This is a genomic window from Exiguobacterium indicum HHS 31, from assembly GCF_001939065.1.
GTDB classification, from domain to species: domain Bacteria; phylum Bacillota; class Bacilli; order Exiguobacteriales; family Exiguobacteriaceae; genus Exiguobacterium_A; species Exiguobacterium_A indicum.
In genome coordinates, this window is sequence record NZ_MPSZ01000005.1 from 156,190 (window position 1) to 176,574 (window position 20,385).

15 protein-coding genes are annotated in these 20,385 nt (G+C 48.9%); 3 read left to right on the forward strand and 12 right to left on the reverse strand.

Going from position 1 to position 20,385, the window contains the following annotated elements; all coding sequences use genetic code 11:
• Nucleotides 1-39 precede the first annotated feature (39 nt).
• The 4 genes from nagB to N179_RS12740 all read right to left on the reverse strand — a co-directional run bounded on the left by nagB (nt 40) and on the right by N179_RS12740 (nt 6,049).
• Nucleotides 40-801, reverse strand: a complete 762-nt coding sequence (gene nagB, locus N179_RS12725; RefSeq protein WP_023467104.1) for a glucosamine-6-phosphate deaminase — start codon at nt 799-801, stop codon at nt 40-42.
• Between the two features lie 14 nt (nt 802-815).
• Nucleotides 816-1,955, reverse strand: a complete 1,140-nt coding sequence (nagA, locus tag N179_RS12730; RefSeq protein WP_075642979.1) for an N-acetylglucosamine-6-phosphate deacetylase — start codon at nt 1,953-1,955, stop codon at nt 816-818.
• A 183-nt stretch (nt 1,956-2,138) separates the two neighbouring features.
• Complete coding sequence (gene mprF, locus N179_RS12735) at nt 2,139-4,697, reverse strand: bifunctional lysylphosphatidylglycerol flippase/synthetase MprF (RefSeq protein WP_023467102.1); 2,559 nt, start codon at nt 4,695-4,697, stop codon at nt 2,139-2,141.
• Nucleotides 4,694-6,049, reverse strand: a complete 1,356-nt coding sequence (locus N179_RS12740) for an MATE family efflux transporter (protein WP_023467101.1) — start codon at nt 6,047-6,049, stop codon at nt 4,694-4,696. The genes mprF and N179_RS12740 overlap by 4 nt, the downstream gene beginning before the upstream one ends.
• Before the next feature lie 92 nt (nt 6,050-6,141).
• On the opposite strand from N179_RS12740, the gene N179_RS12745 reads away from it, so the two are divergent.
• The gene (locus N179_RS12745) at nt 6,142-6,930 is read left to right on the forward strand and encodes a CHAD domain-containing protein (protein ID WP_023467100.1); all 789 of its coding nucleotides are present in this window, start codon (nt 6,142-6,144) and stop codon (nt 6,928-6,930) included.
• On the opposite strand, the gene glsA is transcribed toward N179_RS12745, so the two are convergent.
• The 3 genes from glsA to N179_RS17260 all read right to left on the reverse strand — a co-directional run bounded on the left by glsA (nt 6,921) and on the right by N179_RS17260 (nt 11,421).
• Nucleotides 6,921-7,853 (reverse strand): glutaminase A, encoded by a 933-nt coding sequence (gene glsA, locus N179_RS12750; protein WP_023467099.1) that lies wholly within the window; start codon nt 7,851-7,853, stop codon nt 6,921-6,923. The genes N179_RS12745 and glsA overlap by 10 nt on opposite strands.
• A 127-nt stretch (nt 7,854-7,980) precedes the next feature.
• Nucleotides 7,981-10,557, reverse strand: a complete 2,577-nt coding sequence (gene clpB, locus N179_RS12755) for an ATP-dependent chaperone ClpB (RefSeq protein ID WP_075642980.1) — start codon at nt 10,555-10,557, stop codon at nt 7,981-7,983.
• Nucleotides 10,558-10,563: 6 nt separating this feature from the next.
• Entirely contained in the window at nt 10,564-11,421 is an 858-nt protein-coding gene (locus N179_RS17260; RefSeq protein WP_075642981.1) for a DnaJ C-terminal domain-containing protein, read from the reverse strand.
• A gap of 195 nt (nt 11,422-11,616) precedes the next feature.
• Between N179_RS17260 and N179_RS12765 the strand changes: the two genes are divergently transcribed.
• On the forward strand, nt 11,617-11,811 hold the full coding sequence (locus tag N179_RS12765; protein ID WP_023467094.1) for a YwbE family protein: 195 nt from the start codon (nt 11,617-11,619) through the stop codon (nt 11,809-11,811).
• A gap of 56 nt (nt 11,812-11,867) precedes the next feature.
• Here the strand turns inward: N179_RS12765 and N179_RS12770 are convergent, their stop codons facing one another.
• From N179_RS12770 to N179_RS12780, 3 genes are all read right to left on the reverse strand, one after another.
• Nucleotides 11,868-13,043 (reverse strand): M20 metallopeptidase family protein, encoded by a 1,176-nt coding sequence (locus N179_RS12770; protein WP_023467092.1) that lies wholly within the window; start codon nt 13,041-13,043, stop codon nt 11,868-11,870.
• Nucleotides 13,044-13,056: 13 nt separating this feature from the next.
• On the reverse strand, nt 13,057-13,911 hold the full coding sequence (locus N179_RS12775; protein WP_050678993.1) for a MurR/RpiR family transcriptional regulator: 855 nt from the start codon (nt 13,909-13,911) through the stop codon (nt 13,057-13,059).
• Nucleotides 13,912-14,182: 271 nt separating this feature from the next.
• Nucleotides 14,183-15,361: a CamS family sex pheromone protein gene (locus N179_RS12780; protein ID WP_023467087.1), complete on the reverse strand. Its 1,179-nt coding sequence runs from the start codon at nt 15,359-15,361 to the stop codon at nt 14,183-14,185.
• 134 nt (nt 15,362-15,495) lie between these two features.
• Here N179_RS12780 and N179_RS12785 point away from each other — a divergent pair, with 134 nt between their 5' ends.
• Nucleotides 15,496-16,077, forward strand: coding sequence for a class D sortase (locus N179_RS12785; protein WP_023467085.1), 582 nt, complete (start codon nt 15,496-15,498; stop codon nt 16,075-16,077).
• Between the two features lie 72 nt (nt 16,078-16,149).
• Here N179_RS12785 and ligA read toward each other — a convergent pair whose 3' ends face one another.
• Both ligA and pcrA read right to left on the reverse strand, forming a co-directional pair.
• Entirely contained in the window at nt 16,150-18,144 is a 1,995-nt protein-coding gene (gene ligA / locus N179_RS12790) for an NAD-dependent DNA ligase LigA (protein WP_047394971.1), read from the reverse strand.
• Nucleotides 18,145-18,158: 14 nt separating this feature from the next.
• Complete coding sequence (gene pcrA, locus N179_RS12795) at nt 18,159-20,384, reverse strand: DNA helicase PcrA (protein WP_035398955.1); 2,226 nt, start codon at nt 20,382-20,384, stop codon at nt 18,159-18,161.
• Nucleotide 20,385 lies beyond the last annotated feature (1 nt).

The following is a 20,385-nucleotide window of genomic DNA, read 5'->3' on the forward strand; positions in this document are numbered from 1 at the left end:
GATTGTCTCTATCCCTTTTGATTCATCGCTCTTCCATCGTCATACTTTCATGAAATTCAGATAAGCCGCTCGTCCTGTACGTTTAGCGTCATCTGACAATAAAGATGCAGCTTCTTCGTCCAAGATCACCATGACATCAGCATGACGCTTGAGTACAGTCGCTGGACAATCCGTTGTTGCGACACCTTCCATCATGTCGCGAACCGCTTCTGCCTTTCGTTCACTAGAAGCAACGAGAAGGATTTTCTTCGCTTCCATGATCGTACCGATTCCCATCGTGATCGCCTTCGTCGGTACTTCTTCTAATCGATCAAAGAATCGTTGGTTCGCTTCTCGTGTCGACTCTGTCAATTCCGTTACGTGTGTCTTAGCATCGAACGGTGTACCTGGTTCATTGAAGGCGATGTGTCCATTCGCTCCGATTCCAAGTAATTGAATGTCGATTCCTCGATTGCGGACGAGCGCTTCATATCGTTCACTTTCGCGCACGGGATCTTCTGTGTCCCCGATTGGAACGAATGATTCCTTAAACGCGACATCTTTGAATAGATGCTCTTGCATGAACTTATGATAACTTTGTGGATGCTCTGGGCTGAGACCGACATATTCGTCTAGATTAACCGTCGTCACATGTCGACAATCGAGCGAATCCTTCCGCCATTCTTCATAGACGCCGACCGGTGAACTTCCCGTTGCCAGTCCTACCGTCAAACCTTCCGGGTGACGCTCAATTTCCTGTTTCAAAAATTGATAGGCCACCTGTGCTAATTCTTCTCCTTTTTCTACGATCATCCATTTCATGAGGTAGACTCCTTTCAGTTCGTGATCCGGTGTCGCGTACCACGATGAATCGTTTCTTGAATGTGTAGCGCTTCGTCGAGCAGGACGATGTCCGCATCCTTGCCGACCGAGAGGCTTCCCTTTTGAGTCAATTGAAGTTCTTTTGCCGCATTGACCGATGTCATGCGGACCGCTTCTTCGAGCGAACAGCCTGTATAGGAGATGATATTCCGTAAGGCGGCGTCCATCGTTAAGACACTTCCAGCTAAGCTACCGTTTTCAAGACGTGCCGCACCGTCTCGAACGAATACAGCCTGACCACCTAACTCATATTCACCATCAGCCAATCCTTTTGCACGCATCGCATCCGTGATGACGATCAGTCGATCTGCGCCTTTCATTCGGTAGGCGAAGTCGACCATTTCTGGCGCACTGTGAATCCCATCCGGAATGATCTCCGCATAGACGTCTGGTGTCAGGAGGCAATATCCGACCGTGCCTGGTTCCCGGTGATGAAGTGCCCGCATTTGATTGTAGAGGTGGGTACCATGCGTGACGTGACCGGCTTGGTTTTGGGCATACGTCGCGTCTGTATGTCCGGCTGACGGAATCGCACCCGTCAAGCGCACCGCTTCTTCGAACGCACGTGCTCCCGGGCGTTCCGGAGCGTATGTGACGAGCTTGATCGTGTTCCCTGCTGCTTTTTGCCATTTCAAGAACTGCTCGACATCCGGTTCGACGATATGTTCGTGAGGCTGTGCACCCGCATAATCCGGATTGATGAATGGTCCTTCAAGATGAACGCCGACGATCGTTGTATCGTCTTGCGCTACGACCTCTCGGACCGTCTCAAGCGCGCGTGTGATATTTCCCCAGTCCTGAGTAATCGTCGTCGCTAAAAATGATGTCACACCTTCTTGTAACATCTGTCGGCTGAAATGACGCAACCTCTCGACATCTCCATCCATGACATCGACATCATATCCCCCATGAATATGCACATCGATCATTCCCGGAATGAGTGATTGATGCTGCGCATCGATCATCTCTTCTCCTGCGATTTCCTCGAATTTCGACATGGGTCCAATCGCCTCGATTGTTCGGTCAAAACGAATGAAGCCGTCTTCAATCGTCTGCTCTCCCGTGTAAATCCGAGCATTGATGATCACTGTCATCTGGCATCTTCCTTTCTCTATCCGTTCCATGACTTGCTTCCGTATCTAGTATAACGCGATTAATTCTAGTTGTATAGACCTTTGTACATTTAAACGAAATTATAAAAGGACGATCCCGCATATCCGTAGATATAGGGTCGCCCTTTGTATACCCGTCGATTGCCGACTTCATGCGTCAGTCGATCATGGTAATAAAATCCGGTCTTTCTTTCGAGAAATCAGACGCGTTGCTTTTAAGATTGCCATCGGTAACGATTGACGCTTTCGGTAAGCAAGATATCGTCCTTCCCATTTTGGATCGTACTTTTCTTTGTATCGTCGTAGACCGGTGAAACTATACATGTAGCGAATATTATTGAAGACATCCGCTGCCACACGTTCTTGCCAGAAGGACGTCTCGTCCTCTCCGACAGACGAAAGCGGAGCCATTCCCATGTTGAACGTGTGGTAGCCTTCATCTTTCGCATACTCGAATAGTCGGATGAACATCGCATCCATGATTCCATTCGGTCCATCTGGTCGAAAACGCATCAAGTCAATCGATAGGACTCCTTCTTGGTAAGCAGGCATGAATGTCATGAACCCGATCAATCGTCCTTCCGCTTCACGCATGATGCCGATCGGTGCCCGGTTTAAATAAGGTTCGTGGAAGTAACCGAGCGAGAAACCTTTCTCGGACTTCCCTCCTAACCATTCGTCGGAGACCTCTTGTAGTTCTGCTAATAGTGTTCCTGAAATAGGTGGCTCGACTACTTCGAACGTCATGCCCTCTCGTTCAAAGCGATTTTTAATCGATCGAAGTCCAGCTCGTTTTTTCCCTGATACAGTGAAAGATGGGATATCAACGATCGCTTCTTCCCCGAGTTTGAAGAAGTTGAAGCCAAAATCATGATAGAGAGACATATTTTGCGCTTGAATTTGATAGATGTTCGGAATATATCCAAGATCTTCGACGCGACGTAAGAAAGACGCGATGACTTGTGAATGTTCCTTCGGATCTCCACTGGGGTCGCCAAGGACCATGATCCGATTACCGGTCTGACTGAACTGGATGAATGAACGTCCTGTTTCGGAGAAGAAGAAACGTTTATCACCTAGAAACGCGAGATGGCTCAAATAATTCCCACCCTGCTCACGCAATACCGATTCGATCTTTTCAGCATCGAATCGCTCACCGAGAACCGGTTGATTGAATGTATTGAATAAGCGGATGAAGACGAGAACATACACGAGCGCAAAGATAGAGGCACTCGCTGCAAACATGAAAATTTCATGTGCCGGATACACTTTTGTTCCGTCTGCTGATCCGAGTGTATAGAAGGCGTATCCAAAAAAGACGAATCCTCCAATGTACAATAGACCAGCGAAGGCAACCCGGATGAAGCGTGTCGTCGTAATGAGCGTTCGTTCTCGGTGAAATGCTTTTCGCGACATCAGTAGCAAGACGAGAACGAGGATGACGGCAAGGAAAGAAATCAAGTTAAAACCACGAAGTGCCATTCCAATCAATGCGAAAAAAGATGCCCCGTACATCATATATAACGACCGTTTTGTTCGACGATACAGTGCTGTCGATAAGAGGACGAACAATAAGCCGCCCATCAAGAAGAAACTATTCGCGAGTAACAGCGCTTCATGCGGTAATTTCGATTCCAAATATTCATATTGCGTCGAGACAGGTGGTAAAATCGCCAATCCCCAGATCGTGATCCCGGCAACGAGTGTGATCAATGCGAGTGTGAAATGACGAATTTTACTGAGGAATCGCAGTTGTAAGCGCCAAATGACGCCCCCGACCTCCATCGATGGACCAACGATCGGTTTGTCTTCGATCATCTTGACGACCGGACCGCTGAACTCCCGAGCTGAGAAAATGACACCGATCAGGAACGGAATCAAGTAGTAGACAAGACGGTAGATCAATAATCCTGTCAAGACGATGCCTTCCTCGACACCCGCACGCTGCATGCCGATCAAAAACACTAAGTCAAACGAACCAAACCCACCCGGTACCATCGAGATCAAACCGGCTGTCGCAGCGATGATAAAAACACCGATGACTTTTGAGAAACTGACATCCGTTCCGAGCGCTGCCAAAATCAGATAGACGACAACGCCAGCACTGAACCATTCTGCGAGTGAGACGAGTGAATATAACGCAATCGATTTCGGATGGATGCTACTATTGCCTCGTCGAAACGAGAACAGCAGATAGAGTGGAAAGAAGAATGCGACACCAATGATGACGGGCCACAGCCATTTTTTTAAATCGAGCACTTCAAACGCCGGAAAAACGTGTAGAAGCGATAAGGCAGATAAGATGGACAATCCACTGATCAACGTCGGTGCCATCCAGCCGATCGCCTTCAACAAACGACCGCCTTCAACGAATGGTCGATAAAGAGCGGAGCGGATCGCCATCCCAGCGAGACCGCCGAATCCGATGATGCCGTTAAAGGAGTTCGCAATCCAAGATGCTCGGAAAATTAGTCCGATCGGTGCTTTCGCCTCCAATGAACGTAATAAGAAGAAGTCATAAAAGAACATCGTCGAGACTGCCGCAAGACCTGCGAGAATCAACAGGATGAATTGCCAAGATGGGACTTGACGAATCGCTTGAATCGATTCCTGTAGCGACAAACTACGCAATTCGTTTTGTCCTTGATAAAAAATGAATCCAATCAAGACGATCGGTAAGATGATCTTCGCAATCGTCATGATGCGTTGTTTTGAGAATTTCAAGCTGCCAGCCTCCTTGATTTACGGATTAAATGCATAAGACGAACAAGTAGTAGCGTTGCTCCGACCGCAAGACCGATGATCAATCCCCACCAGTAACCATCTGGTCCGAGCGTCGTATAGCGTTCGAGATAAAAACCTAATGGTAGTCCAATGACCCAGTAGGCAGCAATCGTCAACAAGAAGGTGACATTGACATCCTTGAATCCACGTAATGCACCTTGCGTCGGTGCAGCAACGGCATCCGACAGTTGAAAGAAAATCGCTAAAATCATGAAGTGTGCGGCTGCTTCGATGACTTGAGGATCACGACTATATAAAGCGGCAAGTTCTTCATTCTTTAAGTACAACAAGATTCCGGAGAACAAGGAGACGGCAACACACATCGTCAATCCAATGACGACGTACTGGACAGCGTCCTTGATTCGTTTGGCACCGACCTCAAAACCGACTGTGATCGTCAAAGCGGACGCAGCAGATAATGGGATCATATAGACAAACGAAGCGAAGTTGATGGCCGCTTGATAGGCACCGATGATGACATCGCCGTACGCTCCGAGCAGCAACGTGACCGCCGAGAAAATACTGACTTCAGAAAAAATCGCTAGACCAATCGGAGCACCGAGTAGAATCAATTCCTTGATTCGCTTCATATCTGGACGGTAAAAGCGCCGCAGAATCCCAAGGCGTTGAAATAATTCTCCTTTGAAGACGACAGCGATGATCGCTAGACAGAGAATCCAGTACGTGATGGCAGTCGCAACTCCCGCGCCCACTCCACCAAGTTCCGGAAAACCGAAGTTTCCGAAGATGAATAGATAATTGAAAAGGACGTTAATGGGTAAAGAGATTAGTAGTAAGACCATCGTGATATTTGATTTACCTAATGAATCGACGAGTGTTCGTAAAACGAAGAAAACGAACATCGGTACGATCCCGAGTGCTAACATCACGAGATAATTTCGCGCGACTTCACGCGCCTCTGCTGATAACTCCATCCGTTCGAGAATCGGATTGACAGCAATAAGTCCGATGACTACGGTCAAACCAATGATCACAACAGCAACGTACAACGCCTGCATGACGATCCGTTTGACTTCCCGCTCGCGTTTCGCTCCCATCGCTTGGGAAACGAGCGGTGCGACGGCAAGTAGAATACCGGTCAGTCCTGTGTAGACGGGTGCCCAGAGACTTGCTCCGACACCGACTCCTGCTAAATCAGCAGAACCATATCGACCGGCCATGACCGTATCGAAAAAACTAATTAAGTAAAACGCGACTTGCGTTACGAGGATGGGAAAGAAAATTTTCATGAACTGCTTCATCTTTCCTGAGAACGTAACTGTTTCTAACATGTTTCCACCACATTTCAGGAGGAGTCCTCCTTAATTTTAAAACCTAGCACTCTTGAACTCTTACGAAAATAATCCGAGGAGGGATTCATCTCATGAACCATCGAGATACTGAAAAGCTGACTTTCGAACTGCTTGAGACATGGTCTACCTTCAATCATTATGCCAAAGAGGCTCAAACGTTTGAGAATCCGGAAGATGTCCATCAAGCGCGGATTCGGTTACGGAAACTGATCACATTCGCCCGATTGGTCGATTTGACGGAGGAACCCGTTTATTTGATTTGGAAGCGGCTGATGCATGCTTTCGGCGAAGTCCGTGACCTCGACGTACAACTCGAAGCGACCTCAAACAAAACAGAAATCGATCAGTTGTTCGCGAACCATGTCGCTCTGCAACTTCAAGGAAAACGTTCGACTTTAATCGAGACGATGCATCTCTTGATCTCCAATGAACTGGATCGATCCGTTCGTCGCTTTTTAGCTGGTCCGATGACAAAGCGCCTCAAGCGGATGTCAGAAAAAGAGCTGATTCAGGCCGCTGAGAAACGCTATGAGAAAAAACGTGAACAATTTGAAAAAGTGCAACGAAAGGATGGAACGAAGCGTGTCGAACGGATGCATGAATTACGGCTTGCTACAAAAGCATACCGTTATACGGTCGAGTACCTTCGTCCCTACACGCATCAACCGAAGTCTGCTGTTGATCGTCTAAAGACAACCCAGACACGACTCGGACACATCAATGATACGTATCAGCGATTAGAAAGATGGCGCTCTTTCGAGGTTCCATCTGCTTATCAAGAAGAGCGTTTGCGTCAGATCAAGCGGTTAGAGGACGAGCTACGTTCTGCGCTTGATCAGATTGAAATCGCTCATGGATGACGTTGAACGAGTAATTCCAGCATTTTTGTTCCGGCAATGGAGTTTCCTTTTGCGTCAAGCGATGGTCCAAAGACACCGATTCCGAGATCAGCCATATCGAAATCACTTCGACCGCAAGCAACGACTGCACCGGAAACACCACTTTTTCCTGGAAGCCCGACTTGGACGGAAAATTCTCCAGATGCATCGTACATGCCACACGTCGTCATGATCGCTCGAATGATTCGTGCGTTCCGACGTGAAATGACTTGGCGTCCTGATGGTGTTTTTCCAGATGTACTCAAAATTTTCCCCATCATGGCAAGTCCTTTACAGTTCGTCAAAATCGCACATTGTTTCGTATAGACGTCGATGATTTCTTCGACATTGCCTTCGATGACACCGTGATAGCGCATGAAGTACAATAATGCGCGATTTAAATCCGTCGTTTCGAATTCCGATTCAGCAACATCTGCGTCATATTTTACCATTTCTACTTCAATATCCAATAGCTTTGCGATGAATTGACGCAATTGAAGTAATTTATCGGCAGCATCCGTTCCCGGTAACATGCTCGTCACGGCTAGTGCTCCTGCATTGATCATTGGATTAAGCGGTTTTGTTGGAATCGTCTCTTCGAGTTTTGCGATCGAATTGAACGCATCGCCCGTCGGTTCCATCCCGACTTTTGAAAAGACATAATCTTCTCCGAATGTCTCGAGGACGAATGCGAGCGTGATGATCTTCGATACACTCTGTAGCGTAAACATCGTATCCGCATCACCTGCCGAGACGAACGTTCCGTCGGCATTACAGACGGCGATTCCGAGCTGTGTCGGATCAACCTTCGCAAGCTCTGGGATGTAACTGGCGACTTGTCCAAGCACCGTATACGGACGGCATTCTTCAATCAACTCCTCGAGTTGGGCTTGTGTAACATTCATGGCGTTCCCTCTTTCTCTTTTTTTCTAGCTTATCACGCATCTGACGGATACGGATATGGTTCTTCCGTAAACGCTAAAAGGAGTCGACTCGTTTCAGCCGAGTCGACTCCTTTTTCTAGCATCTGCTTCATCCGTGGACGACAAGTTCACCGTCTTCTACATCAATCGCAATCCGGGCACCATCTTGAATCGCCCCACTAATCAAGGCACGGGCAAGTTTCGTCTCAATCGTTCGTTGCATATAACGATTGATTGGACGCGCGCCGTATTGTGGTTCAAATGCTTCTTCGAAAATCAACGTCTTCGCAGCATCCGTGACATCAATCGTAATACCACGTCCAGATAAACGTGAACTCATTTTCTCGACCGCTTTGTCGATGATTCGTTCGATTTCCGTCCGGTGGAGTGGATGGAATAAAATCGTATCATCGATCCGGTTCAAGAACTCCGGTCGGAAGTGGCGCTTCAGTTCTTGGCGAACGGCTTCCTCTTCCGCTGCATCGATGACACCATCTTTGGCTGCTTCAAGCAGGATCGGTGCCCCGATGTTTGACGTCATGATGACGATCGTGTTCTTGAAGTCGACGACACGTCCTTGCGCATCCGTCAATCGACCATCGTCTAGCAACTGAAGCAAGATATTAAAGACGTCCCCGTGCGCTTTTTCAATCTCATCGAACAACAGCACCGAATACGGGCTCCGTCGGACGGCTTCCGTCAATTGACCGCCTTCTTCATAACCAACGTATCCCGGAGGCGCACCGACGAGACGGGAGACATTGTGTTTTTCCATATACTCCGACATATCGATACGGACGATGTGATCTTCACTATCGAACATCGCCGCTGCCAAGGCTTTTGCGAGTTCTGTCTTCCCGACCCCTGTCGGACCGAGGAACAAGAACGAGCCAATCGGACGGTTCGGATCCTTAATGCCTGCTCGCGCTCGAATGACAGCGTCCGCGACGAGACGGACTGCTTCGTCTTGACCGAAGACGCGATCATGAAGCGTATCTTCAAGATAAAGTAATTTTTCGCGTTCGCCCTGAGCAAGCCGCGTCACCGGAATACCGGTCCATTTCGAAACGATGTCGGATATCTCTTCTTCCGTCACCGCTTCTCGAACGAGTTCGTGTGAGACGTGTTCAGATGACTCTTCCGCGACTTTCAGACGTGCCTCAAGATCCGGAATTTGCCCGTACTTGATTTCCGATGCTCGGTTCAAGTCATAGCGCCCTTCCGCTTCTTGTAACGCCAGTTTCGCTTTCTCAAGATCCGCACGTAACTGCTGAACACTTTGCGAACTCTCTTTCTCCCGTTCCCATCGTGTCCGTAGCGCACTCTCGTCTTCTCGGACAGAACTGAGTTCTTGCTGTAAGACGGCGAGTCGTTTCCGGGATGCTTCATCCGTCTCTTTCTTTAACGCTGCTTCCTCGATTTCGAGCTGCATGACTCGACGGACGAGCGAATCGAGTTCAGCTGGCATCGACTCCATATCGGTCCGAATCATCGCACATGCTTCATCAACGAGATCAATCGCCTTATCCGGCATGAACCGATCCGTAATATACCGATCGGATAACATCGCCGCCGCGACGAGCGCATTGTCATGAATCCGTACACCGTGGTGAATCTCGAATCGTTCTTTTAGTCCACGCAGAATGGAGATCGTATCCTCGACATCTGGTTCCGCGACGAGGACTTGTTGGAAGCGACGTTCGAGCGCCGGGTCCTTTTCGATATACTTCCGGTACTCATCCAGCGTCGTCGCACCGATACAGTGCAATTCTCCTCGCGCAAGCATCGGCTTGAGCATGTTTCCGGCATCCATTGCGCCGTCCGTCTTCCCAGCACCGACAATCGTATGCAGCTCATCGATGAACAAGAGAATCTGTCCTTCGGCTTCCTTGACTTCATTCAAGACTGCTTGCAGTCGCTCTTCGAACTCACCACGGTATTTCGCACCAGCGACGAGCGCACTCATGTCTAAACTGAACAACTGCTTGTTCTTCAGACTCTCCGGTACATCTCCTCGGACGATCCGTTGCGCGAGTCCTTCAACGATTGCCGTTTTCCCGACGCCGGGTTCTCCAATCAAGACGGGATTGTTTTTTGTCTTCCGACTCAAAATCCGGATGACACGTCGAATCTCATCATCACGACCGATGACCGGGTCTGTTTTCCCAGACCGGAAATCCGCTACGAGATCACGTCCATATTTTTTCAGCACATCAAACGTCTCTTCAGGATTTTTCGTCGTGACCTTCCGATTGCCTCGCATACTGACGATCGCTTCCCGGAGTGTCTCTTCTGTGATGCCTTGACGACGTAGGTACTGAGCTGCTGGACTTGATTGTTTGATCAATGCTAGCAATAAGTGTTCGACGGAGACATAGTCATCCTGCATGAGGCGCGCTTCCGTCTCTGCTTCCGTCAACACGTTCAGCAACGAGCCCCCGATCCGAGGCGTCGTCGCCTGGGACAAGGCAGGAAGTTTACCAATCGCCTCGTCAATCGCAGCATTCAATGTCTCAATCCGTTGATTCAACTTTTCAAAGACAACTCGTGCAATTCCTTCTTCTTGAGCAAGTAAGGCAAGTAACAAATGCCATTCTGTGATTTCACTATGACGACGTTGTTTCGCGATCGCTTGGGCAGAGACGATTCCCTCGTGTGCCCGATCCGTTAAACGTTCAAAATCCATCCTTGATCACTCCTTCACTGCAAGTTGACGTTCCCACTCTTCATAAAAGGCACGGTCCATCTCAGGTAACTTGACTTCGAGTTGAACGAGTAACGCCCCACGATGACCATTCGCTTGACTCAGACCACGATTCGGAATCCGGAGTCGTGCTCCTGGTTTCGTGCCCGGTTTGACTTTCAGTTTGATTCGTTTCCCTTCAAGCGTATCTGCGACGACTTCGCCTCCAAGCACAAGCGTCGTCGGATGAACACGGACGGTTGAAATGACGTCTTGATCGACCCGTCGGAATTGATCGTCATCCTTCAAGTGAATCGTCACGTAAACATCTCCCGCGACACCTTGTCGGTTACGCATTGAACTTTTTCCACGTAAGCGGACTTTTTTACCGTCATAGACATCTTTCGGAAGCGTCAGCTGGATCGAACCCGTCGCAAGACGCACCGTGACTTTTTCGTTCGTACTAAGATGACTGAGTGTGACCGTCAATTCAAGCTCTTCATCGGTCGACACTTCTTCCTGACTAAAGAACGAACCAAACATGTCTTCAAATCCGAACGATTGTCCAGGTCGTGTCCGTCCACCACCTCCAAACTGTCGGAACAGATCTTCGTAATCTCCAGCGCCACCAGCTCCAGCGCCTGCCATCTGGTCGAAGTTACTGCCGTATCGATCATACTGCGCTCGTTTTTCCTCATCTCCAAGCACATCGAAGGCTTCTTGGATATCCTTGAAACGCTGGTCCGCACTCGCCTCTTTATTGACGTCCGGGTGATACTGCTTCGCCAATTTGCGGTACGCGCGCTTAATATCTTGATTCGATGCATCCTTTGCGACACCGAGTGTTTGGTAGTAGTCTTTTGCCATTCGAATTCACTTCCTTTTCCTATACTTCATTACCTTAATTATAAAAGTCGTATCTTAATTGGTCAAATATAGTCAAACTTTTTTCTGACATTCTGTTCTCTTTTCACTTTACGTCCTTGCGACAAACAAGTTTCACCGACTGAACCATGTTATACTGATAGCCAAACTGGAAATGAACGATGGGAGGATTTACAGATGGACGGTAAAACACGTAAAAATATCACGCCTGGTCTTAAAGTCAGCATCGTGTTGAAGCAAGATCAACGAACAGGTAAACGAACAGAAGGAATCGTCAAAGACCTTCTCACGAAATCACCGCAGCATCCGCACGGGATTAAAGTGCGCTTAGAAGACGGTCAAGTCGGTCGTGTTCAAGAAATTTTAGGATAAAAAGACAGCAATCGCTCGCCCTGATTCCTTTTCGGAGTCAAGACGAGCGATTTTTTTCATGCTTCAGTCGCTTGTTCTAAATACCGCCACGTCGCTTCGACGAGAATACGCGCTGCATCGAGCATCGCCGGCTCCTTAAAATCAAACTGCGGATGATGATGCGGTGGATACGAAGCATCTCCCGCTCCTGTAAAGAAGAACGCGCCCGGTACGTGTTGCAGATAATAAGCAAAATCCTCGCCACCCATCGTTGGTTCGATCTCAAATACACGCTCGTCTCCTAGAACTTCTCGTGCGACAGATTCAATCAATGCGGTGGGTGCAGCATGGTTGATGACAGCTGGATAGCCTTTTTCGTATGTAAAGTGATACGTTGCTCCGACTGCCTCACAGATTCCTTTGATCGTCCGCTCCATCCGCTCGATGATCTCGTCCGCTGTCGCTTCATCAAACGTCCGGACCGTTCCTGTCAACGTCGCTTGATCCGCGATGACATTAAACGTATTCCCCGCATGTAATGTTCCGACGGTCACGACTGCCGGTTCCAGTGGATTGAGTTGACGACTGACGATCGATTGTAATTCCTTAACGATCGTTGCCCCGAGTAAGACAGCATCAATCGTCTCATGTGGTTTCGCACCGTGTCCGCCTTTTCCATATAAGGTCAGCTCGAACTTATCAGCCGCCGCCATGATCGGACCGGTCCGAACACCGACATGTCCTAAATCGATCGTTGACCAAAGATGCGTTCCGAAGATGACATCGACCCCTTCGAGACAACCGTCCGCAATCATATCGCGTGCACCGCCCGGAACGACTTCTTCCGCATGTTGATGAATCAAGACGACGTTCCCCGGTAATGATTCCCGCTGTTGCATGAGCGTCTCTGCGACGGCAAGTAACGTCGCCGTATGACCATCGTGACCGCATGCATGCATCACACCCGGAACCGTCGACCGATACGCGACCTCTTTAGCGTCAGCAATCGGTAAGGCATCAAAGTCAGCACGTAACGCGACGGTCTTCCCCGGTTTTCCTCCACGAATATACCCGACGACACCACGTCCGCCGACCTCCGTCCTGACTTCGATTCCGAGCGCTTTTAAATGTCGCGCGATATAACGCGGGGTCTCGACTTCGTGAAACGACAACTCTGGGTGCTGATGTAAATAACGACGGCGCTCGACCATTTCTGGATACAACGCGTCTAGTCCGGCAGTTCGTTCTGACATATATGTATCCCCCTTATTTCTTTTGATGCAGTGTCTTAACGCTTTCCCGCGTGTATTGGAGGCGTTCGAGTGTGTCTTCATAATGTCCCGCAGCATACGATAAGAACAAGACATCGATCGCAAATAGTTGGGCGAGACGCGAACTGAGCGCCGCACTACGAAGCGGCGCTTCCGGTGCGCGTGATGTCCAAAGCGCGATATCCGCTAGTTGGCTGATCCGGTTGTCCCCGAAACGTGTCAGACTGATGACCTTCAGCCCTTGGATTTTCGCCAAACGGATCAATTCGACGACCTCTTCCGTTTCTCCGCTGTAAGAAATCGCAAAGAAGACATCTTCTTTACGTGCATTCGCTAAGATCGTCGCAAGTAGATGCTGGTCCGTTTCTTGAATCGCTAGTTTCCCGACACGCGTCCATTTTTGAGCAGCGTCTTCAGCTACGACATGCGATGCCCCAATCCCGTAAAAATAAATCGCGCGTGCCTGATCAATCACATCAATCGCATCCGCAATCCGTTCATCATTCAACTGCTTCGCAGTATCCTGTAACGCTTGAATGCTGTTACTAAGCGTTTTTTCAATCAAGTCGACAGGACGTTCATCCTTTTCGATATCGTGATATCCTTTTAAATCCGTCCGTGCTGTATCGGCAGAAATGCGCATCCGCAACTCCGGGTATCCCTTTAATCCGAGCGCGCGGCAGAAGCGGACGACTGCAGCGGCACTTGTATCTGATTCCTCTGCAAGTTGGTGGATCGTCATGCGCGCAATTTGGTTCATATGCGTCAAGACATAGTCTGCGACTTTTCGTGAGGATGATGGTAGTTCCTCTCGAACTGCACCGATTTGTGAATAGATACCGCCTTTCATCTAAATCTCCCCTTTATCCTCTTCTTTTTAAAAGAACTAACGATTCATCACTTACCGCGTCGTTCCTGTTTGTAGAACTGTTCTTCTTTCATTATGCTCTCTCCTACTGGCTTTCGTAAATCTAAAAAATGGGAAAGTGAAACAAAATACCATTCTTCTTCCATACCCTTCCTTTCTTATTCATATACTTCTCTCTTTCAGCGTCCGTTATATAAAAAAAGCGACATTCCGTCCATTGGAGGAATGTCGCTTCATAAAGTAAATCGAGAAATCAGCGAATCTTGACGATCGGTTTCTTTGTATCCGGATCGAGGAATAGCATCGCTTCCGTATCCCCGTTCAAGTTCGTCACAGTAATCGTCGTTGGAATGTTTCGATTATACTCCCAACGATTCTCAAGCAGATACGTCACGTACTGAACGAATGCGACGAGTTCTGCTTTTCCGTAAAATTGAACGGGAATCTTCATCTCAAGCTTTTTCAGTTCATCTTCTTGATAGAAGCCTTCCCCCATCATACCAGTGTAGTTCGGGAAGTAGTCTTCTAGACGGTCTTTGAATAAATCGAATTTCGCCGCATCATCCCGCACGTCATTCGTTGCGCGTGCTGACGGGTAGTAGTAATAGCGCTCATTGTAGTTTTTCCAGTCGTTCGCACTGATTTGATTCCCGCGACCGATGAAGGCAGACGAGAGATAGTGACCGGAAACCGGTGACCCTTCTTTTTCCTGGAGGTAGAGAGCGACGTGAATCGGTGTCGTCTTCATCCCTTGTGTCTTACGCATCTTCTTGACTAAATCATTCGCCATCCGCTTTCCTTCAGCAACGACTTTCTTTTCATCAAGTTTAACGGTATAGGTTGGTCCATAGTTTTCATCTTGGAACACATACTCACTATTTAAGACAAGCGCAATCGACGTGCCACCGAGTTCGAGTTTCTTATCTTCTTCAAGCATGTAGTCTTGCTCTAAGATATGCGATAGAATCATAGGTGACTTTTGATTTTTTTCTTTATACGACTTACCAGACGTATAAGCTGGGTTCAGACCTTCAGGATCGCTGACGCCATCGCCTGCTTTTCCTTTTCGCAACAACCATTTCGCGATTTGGTCGGCTTCGAGTAACTGACCTTCTTGGTAATAGTATTTTTCCGGATCAAAAAACTGTGTCGAGTGACGCATTAAACCCGTTTCGATTTCATCAAGCTCAAGACGTGAACTGACACGTTTTTGTGTCATTCCACGTGCAACACTTGGACGAAACGGCAAGACCGTCCGGTAGTACGAATCCGTCGTATCAATGGCTGGACTGACAACGGCTTGGACTTCCTTACCTTGTTCACTTTCAGTAATGACTTCTTTCGTATCGCTCGTTGGCGAAAGGTCGAACGAACAAGCACCTAAAAATAACGTGCTCGATAACGTCAACGCTACTGCTGTTTTATAGTTCATCTCTATTTGCACCCCATGTTTTTAAATCGTTCTCTTTATCATAACAGAATCGTTTTCCATCGGGGAAGGACAAGTTTTTCCCTGATTTTTAAAAAAGATGATGCGCCTTAGCGTATCCGAAAGGACTTTTTCTCATGACACGTCGTAAATTCATCGGTCTGCTTTTTTTACTCGCAGGCATCGCTCTGATTGCTTGGCCCTTCATCAGTGACTATCAGCGTGAACAAGAGGCAGCCAATTTAAAAGAACAATGGACAAAAAGTCTAAAGACCGTCGATGCAAAAGAGACGAAACAACCGCTCGCAAAATCAGGTGTTGGACTGCTATCGATTCCAAGCATAGATTTCGAGCAAGTCATCTTAGAAGGCTCGACGACAGCGGTCTTAGACCGTAGTATCGGTCATATTCCAGAAACCGGATCACCCGGAAAAGGCAATTATGCGCTCGCCGGACACCGAAGTTTCACGGAAGGGCTTCATTTCAATCGCCTGCCTGACGTCAAAAAAGGCGATACCGTCGTCGTCACGACAAAAACACATCGGTATACGTACCGCATCACATCCAGTCGTCTTGTCACACCGACGACATTGTCCGTCCTCGATCAATCTGTCGCTTCCCCAACCATCACATTAATCACCTGTGATCCACCAGAAACGGCAACGAATCGTCTCATCAAACAAGGTACTTTGATTCGGAGCGAGACGATTGCTTCGTGACAAGGATGAACACGAAAAAAGGAAGGCGGAATTCCGCCTTCCTTTTTATTTGATTGTTCTCATTCATTCTTCTCACGCTTCGTGTTTAGCTAGTTCTTCTAACAGACGTGCTTCATCCCAAATTTCGATACCAAGCGATTCAGCCTTCGTCAGCTTAGAACCTGCCTTTTCCCCTGCGACGAGTACGTCTGTCTTTTTACTGACGCTTCCTGTCACATCGGCACCGAGTGCTTCGAGTCGTTTACCAGCCTCTGACCGTTTTAAGCTCTCGAGCGTCCCCGTCAAGACGATCGTTTTGCCACCGAGTGGTGCATTCGTCTGATCAACCCGTTCCCCAAGGAAACGTTGATTAACGCCGAGTTGTTCCAAATCACGAATCAATGCCTGTGCTTCCGGATGTTCGAAGTACTTCACGATTGAATCTGCGATTTTCCCACCGATGCCATCGATTGCGACAATCTCATCGTAGCTTGCAGCTGCAATTCCTGCTAACGAATCAAAACGTTCCGCTAAAAGATATGCTGCTTTTTGACCGACGAGACGGATTCCGAGACCAAATAAGAGACGCTCGACCGAGTTCTGTTTCGAGGCTTCGATCGCCGCAAGTAATTTATCGACGGACGTCTCACCCATGCGGTCAAACGTCAATAATTCCTCACGATCGAGTCGATATAAATCGGCAATCGTCCGGATCGCTTCATGGTCATACAATTGACGAACGACTTTTTCACCGAGACCGTCAATGTTCATCGCTTGACGCGAAACGAAGTGAATGATGCCTTCCATCAATTGCGCTGGGCATTCCGGACTGACACAGCGGATGTCCACTTCACCTTCGAGACGGACAAGTTCCGACTGACAGGCCGGACAATGCGTCGGGAAGACGATCGGTGTCTCTTCCCCCGTTCGCTCTGCCGTGACGACTTGTACGACTGCCGGGATGACATCGCCCGCTTTTTTAATGATGACCGAGTCCTGAAGGCGGATATCTTTTTCAGCGATGAAGTCGGCGTTGTGTAGTGTCGCATATGTCACCGTCGATCCCGCGACGACGACCGGTGCAAAACGGGCACGAGGCGTGACTTTCCCGGTCCGACCGACACTGAAATCAACGTCTTCGACTGTCGTCATGACTTCTTCCGCCGCGAACTTATAGGCTGTCGCGAAGCGGGGACTTTTTGCTGTGAAGCCGAGCTCCTCCTGATCATCGTATCGATCGACTTTCAAGACGATTCCGTCAATCTCATATGGCAGGCTCGCGCGTGCTTCCGTCCAGTGCGCGATATAGGCAAGAATCTCTTCCACCGTCTCACACGTCTGCATATGTTGATTGGTCGGTAACCCGAGTGAAGCGAGTTGGGCCATCGCTTCGCTATGTGAACGGGCCGTCAACGTATTGACGCCGACGCCATACACGAACAACGACAGATTGCGCGACGCTGTAATCGACGAATCCAGCTGACGCAGACTACCTGCGGCCGCATTACGCGGATTCGCGAACAATGTCTCTTCTCGGCTTGCCCGGTCTTCATTCAAGCGTTCGAACGATTGTTTCGGCATGTAAGCCTCACCGCGGACCTCGACCGTCTCTTCTGCCTGCAAACGCAGCGGTAACGCTTTGATCGTCCGTAGGTTCTGCGTGATGTTCTCACCGACTGTTCCATCGCCACGCGTCGCCCCACGAACGAATCGACCGTCTTCGTATTTCAGCGAAATCGCAAGTCCATCGAATTTCAGTTCGGCGACATACGTCGTCGAACGTCCGAGCGACCGCTCAATCCGAGCAACCCATTCGCGAATTTCTGTCTCATCAAAGACGTTTCCGAGCGACAGCATCGGTAAATCATGCGTCACCTTCTCGAATGCTTCGAGCGGTGCCGCGCCGACGCGTTGCGTTGGCGAATCCGGTGTGATCAGTTCTGGATGCTCTGTTTCTAACTCCGTCAGTTCACGAAGCAATTGATCGTACGTCGCATCCGGTACCGTTGGTTGATCCAGTACGTAGTATTCGTAGCTGTATCGGTTCAATGTTTGACGAATCTCATCTATACGCTGGCTTGCGTCCATCTGTGGACCTCCCGTCATACCTTTTTAATCGGTGCGAATTTCGCGAGCAATCGTTTGATTCCGACTGCTGGGAATGCGATATCGATTTCAAGATTATCCCCTTCACCACGAGTCTGGACGACTGTACCGAGTCCCCATTTCCCGTGCTCTGCCTTATCTCCGACCGACCAACCGAGCGTTTCCGCACCTGACGTCTTCATTGCTGTCGGTTTACTGATCGAGCGACCGATGACGGCCTTGCCTTGCGGGACAGGACGGTCTTCCCATGGGAGTGGCTTCGCTTTTTTACCGGTCCGCTCGATGACGACTTCCGGCAGCTCTGCTAGGAACCGTGATTCTTGATTCGCGTTCGTCCGTCCATAAAGGGAGCGCATCCGCGCATGTGACAAGTAAAGGCGTTTCTCAGCACGTGTGATCCCGACATACGCGAGGCGACGTTCTTCTTCCATCTCGTCTTCATCTTGAAGCGAGCGGCTATGTGGGAACAATCCTTCCTCCATCCCAATCAAGAAGACGACAGGGAACTCGAGTCCTTTTGCCGAGTGAAGCGTCATCAACGTGACTTGTTCTTCCGGATCCGTCTCGTCGAGTGAATCAACATCGGCGACGAGTGTCAAATCAGTCAAGAAGGCGATGATCGTCCGGTCTTCTGGATCGGCTTTCGCCGTCTCCTTCTCAAAGTTTTGTGCAACGGTGATGAACTCGTTGATGTTCTCGAGACGACTCTGCGCTTCAAGTGTCTTATCTTCCTTCAGTACTTGGCGGTAGCCTGATTTCTCGAGCACTTCTTCGACTAGTTCCGAAAGGCTGATGAATTCTTGCATTTGGCTGAGTCCGAGAATCATCGTCCGGAAATCCGTCAGCTTCGCTGCTGTCTTTGGTGCGATACTCGACAATTCGATATCGCGAATCGCTTCCATCAATGACACACCTTGTAAGTCGGCGAAATCACGCAGCTTATCAATCGTCGTCGCACCAATCCCGCGTTTTGGTTCGTTGACGATCCGCGCGAATGACAGGTCTTCATCTGGATTCGAAATCAATCGGAGATAAGCAAGCACGTCCTTGATCTCTTTACGATCGTAGAACTTCGTGCCGCCGATCATTTTGTACGGAACGTTCGACTTAAGAAGCGTTTCCTCGATCGCACGCGATTGTGCATTCGTCCGGTACAGAATCGCGATATCGCTCAGTTTCATCCCGTAACGAATTGAGTTCCGAATCTCCTGGACGATATAAAAGGCTTCTTCCCGCTCATTCTCCGCCGTATGAACGATCAGCTTCTCGCCTTCATCATTATCCGTCCAAAGTTTCTTATCTTTGCGTGTCGAGTTGTTTTGGATGACATGGTTGGCTGCTTCCAAGATTCGTTTGGAAGAACGGTAGTTTTGCTCGAGTAAGATGACAGCTGCATTCGGATAGTCCTCTTCGAACGAGAGGATGTTCGCGATGTCAGCACCACGCCAGCGATAGATCGACTGATCCGAGTCTCCAACGACACAGAGATTCTGATGTCCCGATGCTAACAGGTTGACGAGATCATACTGGGCTTTGTTCGTATCTTGATACTCATCGACATGAATGTAGCGGAATTTCTTCTGATAGTAAGCAAGGACATCCGGACTCTTCTTGAACAATTCCGTCGTTTTTCCGATCAAATCATCAAAGTCGAGCGCGTTGTTCCGGCGTAAGACCGCTTCATATCCTTTATAGATTTCAGCAACTGTCTTTTCATACGGGCTCGTCACGATCGAGGCGTAGAATTCAGCACTGCGTAATTCATTTTTCTGTGACGAGATGATCGTCAGCATCGAACGTGGATCCCATTTTTTCGGGTCCAAGTTTTGTTCCTTTAAGACGAGCTTGATCGCCGACTGCTGATCACTTGAATCAAGAATCGTGAAGTTACGATCGTATCCAAGCTGATCGATGTCGCGACGTAACATCCGGACGCACATCGAGTGGAAGGTCGAGACCCAAATATCGTTCGCGACACCACCGACCAAACGACCGATCCGGTCTCGCATTTCTCGCGCCGCCTTGTTCGTGAACGTAATCGCGAGGATGTTCCACGGTGCGACTTGTTTAGCCGCCATCAAATAAGCGACCCGATGTGTCAGGACGCGTGTCTTCCCGGAACCGGCTCCTGCCATGATCAGCAGTGGACCTTCCGTATGCTTGACTGCTCTTGCTTGCTCAGGGTTTAGTCCACTGACGAGCTGTTCACTCAAATTAAACATA